This window comes from Cupriavidus sp. H18C2 (assembly GCF_049393795.1).
Classification (GTDB): Bacteria; Pseudomonadota; Gammaproteobacteria; order Burkholderiales; family Burkholderiaceae; genus Cupriavidus; species Cupriavidus pauculus_C.
Window position 1 is genome coordinate 1 of the sequence record NZ_CP186012.1, and the last position, 13634, is coordinate 13634.

General features: G+C 60.8%; 16 protein-coding genes and 1 pseudogene. 3 read left to right on the plus strand and 14 right to left on the minus strand.

The window, feature by feature from the left end:
• A complete protein-coding gene (locus EPAKOI_RS25325; protein WP_423194680.1) occupies nucleotides 1-1308 on the plus strand; it encodes a replication initiation protein in 1308 nt (435 codons plus the stop codon).
• Nucleotides 1309-1401: 93 nt separating this feature from the next.
• On the opposite strand, the gene EPAKOI_RS25330 is transcribed toward EPAKOI_RS25325, so the two are convergent.
• The 11 genes and pseudogenes from EPAKOI_RS25330 to traD form a co-directional block, all read right to left on the minus strand.
• Complete coding sequence (locus EPAKOI_RS25330) at nucleotides 1402-3129, minus strand: ATP-dependent helicase (RefSeq protein ID WP_423194681.1); 1728 nt, start codon at nucleotides 3127-3129, stop codon at nucleotides 1402-1404.
• Between the two features lie 251 nt (nucleotides 3130-3380).
• Nucleotides 3381-4061, minus strand: coding sequence for an ATPase (locus tag EPAKOI_RS25335; protein ID WP_423194682.1), 681 nt, complete (start codon nucleotides 4059-4061; stop codon nucleotides 3381-3383).
• A 125-nt stretch (nucleotides 4062-4186) separates the two neighbouring features.
• Nucleotides 4187-4402 (minus strand): hypothetical protein, encoded by a 216-nt coding sequence (locus EPAKOI_RS25340; RefSeq protein WP_011229369.1) that lies wholly within the window; start codon nucleotides 4400-4402, stop codon nucleotides 4187-4189.
• Between the two features lie 53 nt (nucleotides 4403-4455).
• Complete coding sequence (locus EPAKOI_RS25345) at nucleotides 4456-5289, minus strand: ExeA family protein (RefSeq protein ID WP_008651548.1); 834 nt, start codon at nucleotides 5287-5289, stop codon at nucleotides 4456-4458.
• Nucleotides 5286-6725 (minus strand): IS481 family transposase, encoded by a 1440-nt coding sequence (locus EPAKOI_RS25350; RefSeq protein ID WP_008651549.1) that lies wholly within the window; start codon nucleotides 6723-6725, stop codon nucleotides 5286-5288. The genes EPAKOI_RS25345 and EPAKOI_RS25350 overlap by 4 nt, the downstream gene beginning before the upstream one ends.
• Nucleotides 6726-6836: 111 nt before the next feature.
• Entirely contained in the window at nucleotides 6837-7382 is a 546-nt protein-coding gene (locus tag EPAKOI_RS25355; protein ID WP_124682078.1) for a transposase, read from the minus strand.
• A gap of 90 nt (nucleotides 7383-7472) precedes the next feature.
• Nucleotides 7473-7736: a hypothetical protein gene (locus tag EPAKOI_RS25360; RefSeq protein WP_423194683.1), complete on the minus strand. Its 264-nt coding sequence runs from the start codon at nucleotides 7734-7736 to the stop codon at nucleotides 7473-7475.
• Between the two features lie 55 nt (nucleotides 7737-7791).
• Nucleotides 7792-8409, minus strand: a complete 618-nt coding sequence (locus tag EPAKOI_RS25365; protein WP_423194684.1) for a DUF4400 domain-containing protein — start codon at nucleotides 8407-8409, stop codon at nucleotides 7792-7794.
• A 3-nt stretch (nucleotides 8410-8412) separates the two neighbouring features.
• The gene (locus EPAKOI_RS25370; protein ID WP_423194685.1) at nucleotides 8413-8709 is read right to left on the minus strand and encodes a hypothetical protein; all 297 of its coding nucleotides are present in this window, start codon (nucleotides 8707-8709) and stop codon (nucleotides 8413-8415) included.
• A complete protein-coding gene (locus tag EPAKOI_RS25375; protein WP_124687031.1) occupies nucleotides 8684-9190 on the minus strand; it encodes a hypothetical protein in 507 nt (168 codons plus the stop codon). The genes EPAKOI_RS25370 and EPAKOI_RS25375 overlap by 26 nt, the downstream gene beginning before the upstream one ends.
• A 6-nt stretch (nucleotides 9191-9196) precedes the next feature.
• Nucleotides 9197-10372: pseudogene (gene traD / locus EPAKOI_RS25380) on the minus strand (conjugative transfer system coupling protein TraD); the annotation flags it as partial.
• On the opposite strand from traD, the gene EPAKOI_RS25385 reads away from it, so the two are divergent.
• Together EPAKOI_RS25385 and EPAKOI_RS25390 are read left to right on the plus strand one after the other, a co-directional pair.
• Complete coding sequence (locus EPAKOI_RS25385; RefSeq protein ID WP_423194686.1) at nucleotides 10297-11106, plus strand: DUF932 domain-containing protein; 810 nt, start codon at nucleotides 10297-10299, stop codon at nucleotides 11104-11106. The pseudogene traD and the gene EPAKOI_RS25385 overlap by 76 nt on opposite strands.
• 266 nt (nucleotides 11107-11372) lie before the next feature.
• A complete protein-coding gene (locus tag EPAKOI_RS25390) occupies nucleotides 11373-11744 on the plus strand; it encodes a hypothetical protein (RefSeq protein ID WP_423194687.1) in 372 nt (123 codons plus the stop codon).
• A gap of 100 nt (nucleotides 11745-11844) precedes the next feature.
• Here the strand turns inward: EPAKOI_RS25390 and EPAKOI_RS25395 are convergent, their stop codons facing one another.
• From EPAKOI_RS25395 to EPAKOI_RS25405, 3 genes are read right to left on the minus strand one after another with little or no spacing between them, the layout of a single operon-like run.
• Nucleotides 11845-12264 (minus strand): bactofilin family protein, encoded by a 420-nt coding sequence (locus tag EPAKOI_RS25395; protein WP_423194688.1) that lies wholly within the window; start codon nucleotides 12262-12264, stop codon nucleotides 11845-11847.
• 11 nt (nucleotides 12265-12275) lie between these two features.
• Entirely contained in the window at nucleotides 12276-12914 is a 639-nt protein-coding gene (locus tag EPAKOI_RS25400) for a hypothetical protein (protein WP_423194689.1), read from the minus strand.
• Complete coding sequence (locus EPAKOI_RS25405; protein WP_423194690.1) at nucleotides 12901-13467, minus strand: hypothetical protein; 567 nt, start codon at nucleotides 13465-13467, stop codon at nucleotides 12901-12903. The genes EPAKOI_RS25400 and EPAKOI_RS25405 overlap by 14 nt, the downstream gene beginning before the upstream one ends.
• Nucleotides 13468-13634 lie beyond the last annotated feature (167 nt).

Below are 13634 nucleotides of genomic sequence, written 5' to 3' on the forward strand. Positions count from 1 at the left end.
ATGCCGCGAGCCAAGGCGCCTGCAAAGGGATCCCAGATTGCACTGTTCCAGCAAGCTGAGGTGCCCGAACCATTCAAGAAGGCGGTCCAGGCAATCCACGTTTCGCCAGTGGGCGGCGCACTGACTCTCCAACAGCGCCGGCTGTTTAACGCGCTGATCAAAAACGCAATCGAGCATCGCCTGGGTCAAGCCGGGTCTACGGACACCTTCCAGATTTCGATCCCCGAGATGATGTCCAACCTGGCTTTGACCACAAAGGACACCGGGTACATCAAAGAGACGGCAAAGTCGCTGATGCGCACGGTTGTCGACTGGGATCAACTGAATAGCGATGGAACTGCAACCTGGACCGGGTCGACGCTCTTGGCCGGCGCGAAGATTACCGGCTCCTTGCTTTCCTACTCGTTTGCGCCCCAGATCAGAGAGGAACTCCTGAATCCGGAGCGCTACGCAATGATCGACATGCGTATCGCGAAGCTATTCCGCAGGGCGCATTCCCTTGCCCTGTGGGAGAACACGGTTCGGTACGAACGCGTTGGAATTACGGCCCGCATTCCTCTGCCGGTGTTTCGCAATCTGATTCTCGGACGCGAGGAGAGCGAGACGAAGTACAAGGAGTACAAGATCTTCAAGCGTGCAGTCCTGAACCCCTGCATAGCGGAGATCTGTGACGTCTCGGACCACACTCTTGAACTGATTGAGCACAAGATCGGTAGGTCGGTATCCGACCTCCAGTTCAAGATCACCCGCAAGGAACAAGCCGTCCAAGAAGACGCGGGGGGAGGTGAACTGGTGCAAGCGATGATCAAACTGGGTCTTCCGGCAAGCGAGGCTCGAAAGCTTGTCAAGACTCACAGCTCAGGATCGTTGCGAGACGCTTTGGCCTATGTTCGTGCCAGGCTGTCGAAGAAAAATGCCCCTGCCGTCGATAACGTCCCTGCCTACTTCCGTAAGACGTTGGCCGAGGCTTGGGGGCGAGGCATGGACGCGGAAGAGGTCACCGAGCAGCCTGCGGCTGCCGAGGCTCCCAAAGCCAAGTCTGCAGCCGAAGCGATGGAGAAGTACATTGCCGCTCGGTTGCCCGTTGCTCAAGAATACTTCGCCGAACTATCGGCGGAAGAGCAGACGCCGCTGATGGAGCGGTACAACGACCAGTGCGCGGCGGCCGATCTGAAGCTCGTGGCCAACAAGCGTCCTTCGAAACTTGCTCAAACGAGTTTCTACACTTGGCTAGCCGACCAAACTTGGGGGGCGCCTACATCGGAGGACATCCTTTCCTACGTATTAACCGGAAAGGTGGCTGTCTAGGTGCGGGCGTTGTGGTCGAGTTGGAGCTCTCCAGCAGTGAACTTGCAAATTTGTCTGTCTGTAAAGCCAGCTTAGACAGATTCAATGGGCAGCTTAAGCTAGACCTGCTTCGATCACGAACCGAGAGGTCGGGCTCTTCTTTGCTGTAGAAAGAAGCATAACGCGTCTGGCGCGGGTAACCCCGACGTAGAACAACCTCCGTTCCTCCGACTCGAGGCTGCCTTCATCTGGGATGACTGTTTCCTCCAGCCGAATGAGGGCGGTGTGGTCCCACTCTAGCCCTTTGCTGGAATGGAATGTCGTAAGCACGATCGCGTCGGCAGTAGCCTCGTTGTTCTTTCGACGAAGAAAGTTCAGTCGATCGGAGAATGGTCCGTTCAACCTGGACAGTACATCGTAGGTAGTGATGATCGCCCGCCTGCCTTGGTCAGACGTTGGCCACTTCAGCATCCATTCGTAGACTCCATCCAAAACAAGGGCATGGAATTTCCTTTCGCACAACGTACGCCATTCGGAAAGCCGCTTCGTTAGGTCTAAGTACTTGTCCGCTGCGTCCTCCCCAACGCCGGCCTCGAGCAGATCCTTCTTCTTTACTCGTCCAGCGTGCATTGCGGTCGCAAACTTCCTGTGGAGGGTGTGAAGATCGGCGCCACCGACCCCGGAGAAGCCTAGGATGGCGTCCAACCCGCCGCCTCGCGATTCTTCGATTAGCTCAAGCGCATTGCCCATTAGGGCTGATTCCGGACGGTCAAGAATCGAGCGCCCTGCAGCCCTGTGGTACTTGATTCCATGAGAGCGGCAAACGGCTTCCACGGGATCGAGAATTCTGTTGGTGCGAGCGAGGATCGCTGAAGTCTTCCCCGCGCGAACTGCCTCCGCCATAGCTTCCATCGCCGCAACTGCTTCTTTGTACTCATCATCGTGACGAGCAAATGAGACTGCGCCACCGGGGCCACGGTGTGAGACCAACTGCTTTACAACCCGTTCGGTGTTGTTCCGTATAACCCTGTCTGCTACAGCCAAGATTTCACTGTGAGAACGGTAGTTGACACCGAGCACGATCTGCCGCGCGTTGAACTCGGCGGAAAACTGTTCAATGCCGCGTAGTCCCATGGCTGATCTGAAGCCGTACACAGACTGGTCATCGTCGCAGACGAGGCAAACCGCTGCGCCGGCGCGAGCATGCAACGCGGTCCAGGCGGCCTGGTGGGAATCCACGTCCTGGTATTCATCGACCAATAAGACTCGTACGTTATATGGGGCGATTGTCCCGCCTTGCATCCCCTGGACGGCGTAACGCATCAGGTCTTGAAAGTCTAATCGTCCATTGCGAAGAAGGGCGTCTTGGTAGGCGGCGAATAGTTGGCCGTCCGCAGACTCGACGGAGGGCAAGTCGAATGCGGTCTTTAGGCGCTCAATGGTGGCAATGGCGTCTTCGAGCTTCCATTCCGTGCTCGTCTCTTGTATGACCTGCGTCACAATCGCGGTGCGCTCACCATCAGTTGCAATATCAGGTTTCTTGCCGGCGGCCAATGCGAGTTGCTTATAGGCCAAAGAATGGAACGTGCCAGCGATTAGGCGCTTCTTCGCTGAAGGGCCCGCCAGAGCCAGGATTCGATCGCGCAGCTCGATTGCGGCATCCTTGCTGAAGGTGACAGCTCCGACAGTCATGTTCGGATCGCTAAGGAGCAAGGCAGCCTTGGCTGCAATTGTGGCGGTTTTTCCGGCGCCGGGCACCGCGACCGCAACGCAATGGTCGCGGCATTCCACCACCTCGCGCTGCGAGGGATTCAGTTTTGCGAGGGCTTCTGCGAGGGACATAGCGCTGGATCAGATTCAGCCGTTTGGTAAGGACGCTCGGACGTAGGCCCCCTCGAGTGGGCGCACGTGCCAGTACGTGCCACAAAGTGCCACGAGCGTCCTCGGAGCATCTGCCACGAACTGCCTTATGGGCGGGACTTGTCCGACCACCTCTGACCATGATGGGGATCGGGTTAAAAAGAAATGTGCCACTTGGTGGCATCAAGACTGAACATGGCCAATTGGGGCAGACTTGATGCCACGGCGGCAGATCAGATGCCGCGCACCGTCGTCATGAGCTTCAGATGGGTGGTGTAGCTGCGAAGACCCAACGGCTGGAACTTGCGCAGGAACCGCGACACTTCCTCGTTGACATCGCTCTGGTCCCGGATGCCGTTCCAGACCATGAAATCGAACTGATCCATCGTCTGGTCAAACTTGACCAGAACCTGCAGCGCGCGGACGGCAAAACGCGAGTAAGCCTGAACCTCGAGCGAGAGCGAAGGGCGCTGGATCGTCGGCGCAAAGACAATATCTCCGGCCGCACGCATCTCGGTTTCGCGCTGCTCCCGGTACGCCTTCGCCACGCGTACCTGTTCGTCGACGTAGTCCTCGAGCTTCGACAGCTCGCGTTCCAGGTACGCCTCCAACGTGGAAAGCTCGGCGCGCGTGAAGGTGCTTTGGCCGAACCGCTGGAGATTGAGCGACATCCGGTTCATGTAGGGCCACCATTGCTCGAAGAGGGGGCGCAGGCGCGTGTGATTCAGTTTCAAAGCGACAGGCACGACGGCTGCCCCTGCGAGCTCGCGGTCGAGGATCTGCAGGCCGAGTTCGCGACGCCGGCGGATGATTGCCTGGCGCTGCTCAGGCGGAAGTTCACGAAAGAGCTTGTGTGCGTGAGCACGAGATTCGATGGATGCGCGAGCACGGTAATTGATGGTCGGCTGCGGCACCGTCCATCACCAATGTTGCGTGCCGTCGGGCAACGCTGATGGACGTGGCGATCTATCGCGGTGGACCGGATGCGGAGCAGCGGCACTGATGTAACAAGGGGCCCGGCGGGCCCCTTGTTACTGGATCAGAAGTCGTTATCTGCGAGATCGCCAAGGCCATCAGGATGCTCCTGCCGATCTTCGGCCAGCCACTGGGCCAAGGCCAATTGATAGTGAGCATGCAGACGGTCGCGCAGATCGTCGAGCAATTCGATCACAGCCCAGGCCTGCGCGGGCGTCCAGTTGGCATCAATGAGCAGGGGCAGCCCCTGGGCGATGCCGGATGGCTGGTGGAAGGTCATGGTGATGTCGTCGTTGTGTTGATGGACGTGGCGGCGATGGCCAACGGCGCCACTCACCGCCTGGCGCGGCGGTTCAGGGTTGCGCTGTAGGTTTCCAGATAGAGCTTCTCGTCGATCTGCGGTAGCTCCCGCTGCGCGGCCTGGGCCAGAAGCTCGCCCGCCAGGTTCATCAGGATGCGGTAATTGCCGGCGGCGTGCTCACACAGGGTCTGGCGCAATGGCATGGTCATCAGGGTGGCGTTGCCGGCGGCGGCCAGCAAGTGGTCCAGGCAGGCCTGCAGCTCGTCGATGCTCGCACTCTCCAGCGCCAGACGGCAGCGGATGCGGCTGCCCAGCGGGATCAGGTCCTCGCGGCTGAACTTCTCCGGCAGGCGAGCGTCGCCGGCAAGCACCACGCACAGCAGCAATTGCGAGTCGAAGCGTGCCTGTGCGAGCAGGCGCAGTTCCGAGAGGGCTGGCACCGCCATCTCCTGGGCTTCATCGATGAGCAGCACGCAGCGGCGGCGGCTGGCCTCCATGTGGGTGAGCCAGCGCTCGCGCAGCGCCTTGAAGCCGCCCCAGCGATTGTGGGGCTTGAGCGGTACGGTAAAGATGTCGCTGAGCTCGCGATAGAAGTCCGCCAGATTGCTCTGTGGGTGAGCGATCGAGCCGACCATCAGATCGGGGACGCGCATGAGGCGCTGATGGAGCAGGCGCAGCGTGACGCTCTTGCCGCAACCGGGGTCGCCATGCACCATGGCGAAGCCGCCTTCGCGGGCCATACCGTTCTCAATGCGCCAGCAGAAGTGATCGAGCTTGGGTGGCACGAACACGGCCTCGACGGGGATGTCCTGGGCGAAGGGGTTGAACTTCAGACCGTACAAGGCCAGCAGGTTGGGTTGATTCATAGCTTGGTGGGTGCGGGTGGGAGATAGGCCGGCGGCAGGCCGGTGGCGGCGTGTTCGGCGAGCAACTGACGCAGCAGCGGCGCAGTGCCAGCCTGCGCGGGTTCCTCGTTAGCAGGCGAGGCACCCTTGGCCGTGAGATGCGCGCGCCGTGCGTCGGCATTGGCAGACTTGTCCAGCGGGAACACGGCGGCCAGGATCGCGCCGATGCGCGCATCGATCAGGTCGACTTGGGAGAGATCCCAGCGCGCGTAGCTCAGGCAGACTTGCTCGAGGTGGCGGTAAGCGCCGGGGATCTCGAAGCGCACGCCGTCCAACGTGAAGGTGCCGTCGGTTCTGCGCTGGCGGCGATGCTGGCGGATACGGAAGGCCCGGCGCAAGGCCAGCGCCTCGGGACTGGGGCGCGAGACGTCGGCACAGGACAGGTAGCGCTGCAGAGGCGTCGCCTCGAGTTCGGCGTGTTCCTTGTGGTGGTATTCCTGCTCGACCCAGGCCTGCGTGGCGAGGTTCAATTGCTCCAGGGTGAGGTGCGACTCACCTTCGAGCATGGCCATCAGCCGGGACTCGAGCTGTCCCCAGAAGCGTTCCTGCTTGGCATTCTGGTATGGGCTGTAGGGCAAGGTAGTCTGGTGCAGGATGCCCAGACTGGCCAGCCCCTCGACGAACTCGTCGGCCATCATGGCTGCGCCGTTATCGGTCATGATGGCCCGCGGCAGCCCTCGCTTCATGATCGCCTGCGAGACGCCGTGCACCAGCGAGGCAGTGGTCTCGTCGAGGAACCACTGCAGGTGGCAGACCAGCCGCGAATGGTCGTCCATAATGCAGAGCAGCAGCGGCTTGTGCCACTGCCCATCGGGGGTGAGCACCTTGCGCGAACCATGGTGGAAGTCCAGGTGCCAGAGCGCGGCCACGTGGTCGACCTCGTAGCTACGCACCTCGCGTGCCTCGCGGCGAGCCGCAGCAGCGATGGCCCCATCCGTGCTCGAGCGCGGGGTTGGCTTGCGCACCAGACCCTGCGCCTTCAGATACCGGCACACCGTGGTGTAGGACGGCAGCGTGTCCGGGCCATCCTTGGTCGCGACGCGCAGGTTGTCGTAATGCAACTGCATGGTCCAGCCGGGGTGCTGACGGTACTGCTCGACCAGCGCTTCGATGATGGCTGGGCTCAGACTGACGAAGTGGCCGCAATCGTCGCGCAGTCGGTTCTTGAGTTGATCGACCGGATCCTGGACGTGACGGGCCCGGTAATACCAGCGTTCGATGGAAGACGCGCCGAACTGAACGTCGGCGCCGGTGATGGGGTGCCGCCAGACCTTGGCGGCCAGTGCCTGGAACGCTTGCTGCAATTCTCCTTTGGCAGGCGGCGAAGCCAGCAAAGGGCCAATGACCGAGAAGCGCAAGCGCGCCCATCGGTTGCGATGATCAATCGATAGTGACATGACTCTCCGTTGGGGGGATAACGGGAGCAGGCTACGGGCAGTGCGGGTGACCCGCCATCGACATGTTCTGCGGGAGATTCCCCTATCTGGCGCATCCCTCAGCCAGCGTGGTCAGGCCGGGCCCAGCAGCAGAAGCAACACCGCGGCCAGACGCTCGTCTTCGCTGTCGTGCTCGACCGATTGCAGCAGGCAGTCGGGATAGATGAACGGCTCGGGCGTTGGCGGGATGAGGCCACGCAGCCACCGACCGACGGGGGTCTTGGGGAAGGTCTCGGTCCACCACTGACGCCAGCGCTTGAGCGTGGCCCAACTGATCGCCGGCAGGCCGTCCAGGCAGGCGCCAGTGGCACGGCTCGATCGCAGTACCAGGACAATGGCCAGCCAGACACGCCGGCCGAGAAAGCGCACCGAATCGGGCGTCATGCGTTTGCGGCATCCGGCACAGCACAGGCTCAGGCGCGTATTGCAGTCCGGGTGTGCTGCCGGTGGGCATCCGCGCGGCTTACGCGGATAGTTGGCACTGTGCAGCACAGAGCCGCAATGGCAGCAGCCCCTGTCTCGCGCCACCTTCATCAAGTCTTCGTCGATCCGGCGCAACAGGGCAAAAAACGCTGGCGTTTGTAGCAAGGCATGGCACACTGCTGAGGTCTCCTTCATTGCTCGACACAATAAAGGCGACATCTTCCCTCAGGCGCGTGCATGCACGCTCCCTGAGGGAACCCCTCCAGCGTCCATCACCGTTCTTGCTCAAATCCCCACGCTTTCGGCATCACGAAAGCTGCTTATGCACAGCTTGCGCGTCCGCTCGACGTCAGCTTTGCGCTGCTCATGATCGGCCGGCGAGAGCAGGCCCTCGTTGCGCAGCGCATCGGCCGAAGCATCCATCTCGTTGAGCTCGTGCTCGACGTCCCCGGTGCTGTCGATGGTTCCGAGCGTGCTCGGGGTAGGGGAAGCCGCTACCGAAGCGTCCGGGATGTTTTCATCGGCGGGGATCAGGTCGGTCGTGGTCATGATTTCTCCGTTTGGAAGGCCATCCACATGGCCTTGTCGTCATTGAGTGGCCGGACTATTTGCCGACATGGAACGACGCCGCGAGGCGCCAGCAAAGCAGGCCCACCAGGCACACCACATAGGTCCACCAATTGGCGAGCAGGGAAACCGGGAGAAGCAATGCGGAGGCTCCAATCCCGAAGCAAAGCATGAGGCCGTGGGCTGCGACATGGAAGGACACGGGATTGGCGAATCCCGCGCTTGCAGCCCGGATCTTTCGTGATACCGACCCATCATTGAAAATTGCCAGAATCAACACTGCCGCGCCTAAGAGCCAGTGGTCGGCTACCGCCGAACGGTATAGCGCGCGATAGATGGTCAGCCAGAAGTGCTGCATCCAGCCGCGGCCGAACGTTGACGCGCCCCCGTCCGAGAAAGCCGTCGGGGTATCGGAACCCGCGAAGGATGCTTTCACCGCCCCGGAGTCGATAAACCACTCGCGAAAGCGGGCGTTTGCCGATGCCACCGCGATCTCTGCCTTCTCCGTCCCAAGGACCCCTTCGACAGACGCCTGTTCGGAACGACTGATCTCGAACGCTGTCTGGTCCTGAATGAATGGCGCCAGCGTGCAGATCATGAGTGGCGAAATAATCAGCCAAAGACGGACGTGGGATGCGAATCGGCTCCTTGCCATGGTTCAGATCCACCGCAGTAGCAGCAGGACGGGGAAGCTGGGAATCGCGACAAGCGCGGCCCAGAACACACCCGGCCTGGCGAGAGAGATGTGCACAAGCGCGAAGCAAGGTGCGGCCTTGGCGGCTGTGAAGGCATCGGGCGGCGTCTCGGCCGGGTAGGCATGCGAGGCCAACCAGTCGTCCATGGCCAGCGCCAGGGCCGGGTCGACGTTACAGATGCGCGCGGCCACCATGGCCGGAATACGGCGAAGCCGCTGCGCGACTCGGCGTGCGTCAGTGTGCAAAGCTGCCAGCGACATCGTAGCTCTCGAAGTAACGGGAGAAGGCGTATCCGGTCAGCACCCGGGCCGCAAGTTGAAATGCAGCACAGCGCTGGGAAATCTCGCCGGGGACCGGCTCGTCAACGACTTGGCAGACGTAGCCTGCCAGCTGCCGTTGCTCGAATGCCGGGATCGATTCGTGGAACGGATACCAGACGTTGTACTTCTCGCCCTTGAATGCGGCATAGCGCTTGTTGTACAGGTCGTGCGCGCGCGAGAAGAGGCCCTTCATGAACGCGACAGACGGATCGCCATGCTTGCGCGCGGCGCGCCATGCTGCGATGCCGTCCGTCAGCATTTCTTTGATCAAAGGCTCTTCCCGCACACGGTAGTTCGTGCCGATGTAGTCGACCACGCGGGCGCAGATCTCGTCGAGGTCCGGAGAGAGGGTGAACACCGGGGAGAGCTTCGCCGACAGATTGTGTTGCTTGATAACTTCGCGGAACAGGCTGCTGCGCATGGATGGTTAGTCCTGAATAATTGGAATACGACCTTGGTAGACGGCGCCGCCGGATATCCGCAGGAAGTACTGGAGGTTCGGCAGTTGCATGACCAGGTCATGCGGAATCAGGGGTACCTTTTCAAGCTGTGCGGACCGCGAAACGGAGCCACTGAATTCACCTACGTGCGCTTCCGTGCCGGTACTTGTGCTGCTGGAGATCACCAGGTTTCGGATTGCCGTCGTTCCAGCCTTCTCGGCAAACCATTGGGCGGTGTCGATGTCTTCCAAGCGTAGAACGATCTGGTTGTTCAGATTGCCCAAAACCTGCTGCATTTTGGCCACGTTTCCAAGTTTTGCCGTGAAATCGGAACGCGTCTGGTAAGCAACGAACGCCTTGAAGCCTGCACCACGCCCCTTGTTGAGAAGCTGGAGCAACTGCTCGTTGATGGCCTCAGCCGTTTCGTCAACCTGAAGGACGATCTCGGGAGGCTTCGCGTAGAAGTTGTAGATCGCGCCCGCGACCGAAGCAATGTCCGCAAGCAGCATCGACATCACGGCTTGTGCGACCATGGAGTTCGACAGGGAGTCCGCACCGACGTAGAGCACGGCCTTCTGCTTGATGACCTTGTCGATATCCCAGATTTCTCGATCGTCCTCGAAGTCATCCGCTCTGGGCGCCAGCATGAGGCCGGTCTCGCCGGTGGCCAGCATCTGCAGGAGGGGCAGGGCGGAAGCGATGATCCGGCCGTAGTGGTCTCGATCGTGTTGAAACGTCGAGATGAGACCGTCGATCGACTCGTGGCCCTTGCCCAGATTCGAGAAGCGGTCGATATACAGTCGAACCATAGCGTCCAGACGGGTACCGCCACCTTTCTGACCAACTTGCTGCATGTATCCGGCGACCTCGTCTTGCCAGTCCGTCATGCCGGCTTCGGGGAAAAAGCGCTGAAGCGCGCGCTCGAGCAGGTTGTTGATACCGTTCTGTGCGTATTGGAGGATGGAGCGCAGGTTGGGCTTGTCGCCGACGTAGAGCTCGCCTTTGACAGAACGATCGATGAACAGGAACGCGAACTGCCGGAACGGCCCTTCCTCCATGAGCTGGGCGACACGCGTGGGTATTTCCGATGGCTGCGACCAGTTTTCCAGTGGATTCAGACGGATGGATTGGGACGGCGCCGCCTGTTTCCAATATAGAAACTTCCGACCCGTACGCTCGCATTCTCGTCGGCATCTGGCGACCCACTCGCTATCGCGACCTGGTTCAGGTAGGCGGCTACGAGCTCGAAACGGCTGGTGTGCTGAAAGAGGGCCGAAAGCTCTGGGCGCTCGCGCGCACGGGACAGTCGGCAACGCTCAAGGGCGGTGACGAGGTGCGCGGCTACCTGCTCCTGGCCACCGCCTGCGACGGTACGCTGGCCACCACCGCGCAATTCACCTCGGTGCGCGTGGTCTGCAACAACACCCTGCAGATCGCCCTGGGTCGCAATCGTGGTGCGGTGAAGGTTCCGCACCGCAGCCAGTTCGATCCGCGCGCGGTCAAGGAAGAGCTCGGCATTGCGATCTCCTCGTGGGATGGCTTCATGGCCAACATGCACAGTCTGGCGGACCGCAAAGTCAGCCAGGCCGAGTCCGAGCGGTTCTTCCAGCGCCTCTTTGCCTACTCCTGGGCGGAGGATGCTGACACGCCTGTGCGGATGAACGAGCGTGGATTGAAGTCGGTACTCAATCTCTTCGATGGAGCTGGCCGCGGCGCCGGGCTGGAGTCGGCATCCGGCACCGCCTGGGGGTTGGTCAACAGCGTGACCGAGTACGTAGACCATCAGCAGCGTGCACGCTCTCCGGGTAACAGGCTCGATTCCGCATGGTTCGGCGCCGGCGCGATTCTCAAGCAGCGTGCGTGGGACGCGGCCCTCGAACTAGCGGGGTTTGCATAAGCACTTCGAGCGTTTCTTCTATCCGCCCTTAAGCGAGCCGCTCCGTTGCCGTTGTTTGGTAATGGAGTAGTCGTTTCAGGTCTTAAAGCCCCGGCGCAGCCCGGGGCTTTTTTCTTTTGTTCTTTGACATGTTCAACTTTGATTTCTATTCACGATATCCGCGATGGCTATTTCGCGCAGGCGATGCCGCGATATCCAGGCTACGGGGCGAGTACGTTTGCCGTAGCACGGCAGGAAACAGGGTGCAGCGAGTGCAGGATCGACTCATGTACCAAACTGTTGAATTATCCAGCCTGCATAAGACGCGGTTCACCGGGCTATATGCCTCCTGGCTCGGCCAGACACGAGATCGGGTGACGGCCTTCACTTACGATACGTGGATGGACCTACGCTACCAACAGAATCAGGGCGCATCTGCAAGTTTCAGTCAAGGTTCGGTTGTCTTCGATCTAATACATGGCGTGCTGTATGAAGTAAACGGTAAGGATCGCCTTCGCCGGATTTTCCGCATCCAACTGGACAGCGAATTTCCCTATATGTCCTTCAGGGATCCCGCAAATGCAATTGACTTCCCGTGGATCACGTTCCCGAGCGTCTTCACGCAAGCGGAGCTGATGACGCTGCGGCGTGTCTATTAAACAAGAAGGCCCGGCAATTAACGTTGCCGGGCCTTTTGTCTTTGAAAGAGTGGTTTCAGGCGGTCGCTTTCGCGTTTTTTGAAAGGAACATGTTCCTTCCTTACACCGCAGTGCCGGGGACTTCCGCGTCATCGATGTGGATAGGGGGCGTATCCTCCTTTTGGGGGGACGATACGTAGCCAACAGCGGGCACCCGCGTGATGGAGCTGCCTTCAAGTGTCACGTTCTCTCCCAGCCGGATGGTACCTGCGTAGAAGATGCGGCCGATCACGCGACCGTTGATCTTGAGGGAGACCCGGCTCTTGACGTCGCCTTCCACGGTACCGTCGATGATGATGTGCTCGCCTTCCACGTCGCCATGGACAACGCCGCCACGACCGATATGCAACAGGCCGTGGCTGGCCCTGACGTTGCCGGTAACGAGGGCGAGGCAGGTGAAGCCGTCCTCCGAAACGAGATCGCCGTGAATGCTCATGCCGGCGCGCAGGACGCTGAAAGTTGGAGTGCTTGGCATCGTCATGGGGCGCTCTCTTAGAACAGTTTGATTTCGCGGTTGGGGGCGGCTTGCGGCGATACGGCAGGACGGGCGATCTGCGCAGGTGCGACGGGTGCCGCGGCTTTCGCCGGCGCGGACGCCGCCGCTGCCGGCACTGCAGGCGCGGGGGCGGGCTTCGGGGCGGGCGTAGTCGGTTTGACAGGTTCCTGCGAAGGCAGGGCGATTCTCGGGGTGTCAGCTGCTGCCGCCAGTGGCGCCGCGCCAGATGCCGGCGTTGGGCCCGTGACATTGTTCGCATCGCTGCGCACGGGCCATTCGTGCGAATGCCGTTCGGGCTCTGGCGTGGATGCCGCAGACGGCCTTGCTTCCGACGCGCTGACGGCTGCGGCAGGCCCGTCCGAGCCATGGGTACGGGCGTCGCGTTTGCCCATGGAGCTGCCGATGAGGAACATTGCGGCCGCGCCGACAACGAACACGGCAGCCCACAACGCCCGCGGAGTCACCGTCCAGTTACCGCTCGCGGGAGCGGATTTGCCCGTACCGACGTTGCCACGCGTATCGTTGCCCAGCCACAACGGCGGCGTCGACGAACGTGCCGGTGAGGGCGAGATGTCGATGGTCAGGGCGGGTTGGGCGTACTGAGCATGCAGCTGCTCGATCTCACGCATGTCCATGGTTCTGGCTCCGGGAAGGGTTGATGAGGGTGCCGTCCGGACTAAACTTGTCGGTATCCGGGATGCAGAGTTGCTGGATGGCTTTGATACGCTTGGCCGCGACTGCTGTCGTGTTCTCCCGCGCTTCGGCAGAGATGGAGTCGCAGTTCAAGCCGTAGAGCGTTTCGGCGAAGAGCCTGTCGTATTGCATGAGCAGGCGAAGTAGGCGGCCGGCGAAGGAATGGGAGACCTGTACTTCGCGCTGCTCATAGAACAACGGAATCTCGATCTGGTCCCTGCTGCCGATCCAGTCCAAGGCCTTGGCGTACCACGCCTCCGCCTCTCGAAACGCCTCATCAAGCGCCTTGACCTTGCCGCCGCGCGCGACAACAAACTTCGACGAGCAGTAGTAAAAGTGCGCGTCCAGAAAGTCGCGAGCGAACTTCGAGCAGTATTCGTGGTGGGTAGCGGATGCCGTTGCCGGTGTCAGCCGGCTAAGGCGTTCCTCGCTGTTCAGGCGCTCGATGGGCCTGAGCCCGCTGGCGGGCTTCTTGGGTGGATCCTGTTCGGCCATTTGTCCATGTATTCGGATGCTCTCTCACTTGGAATTGTCGGACAAGAACGGACATCACATGACTTCGAAAGCTACGCGAAATAGCAGAGCATTCGCCTGTTTTGAAAGAAAGTCCTGTGCCACAATGCTTTCACACCTAGCGTCATCGACGCATCGACTCTGACTCC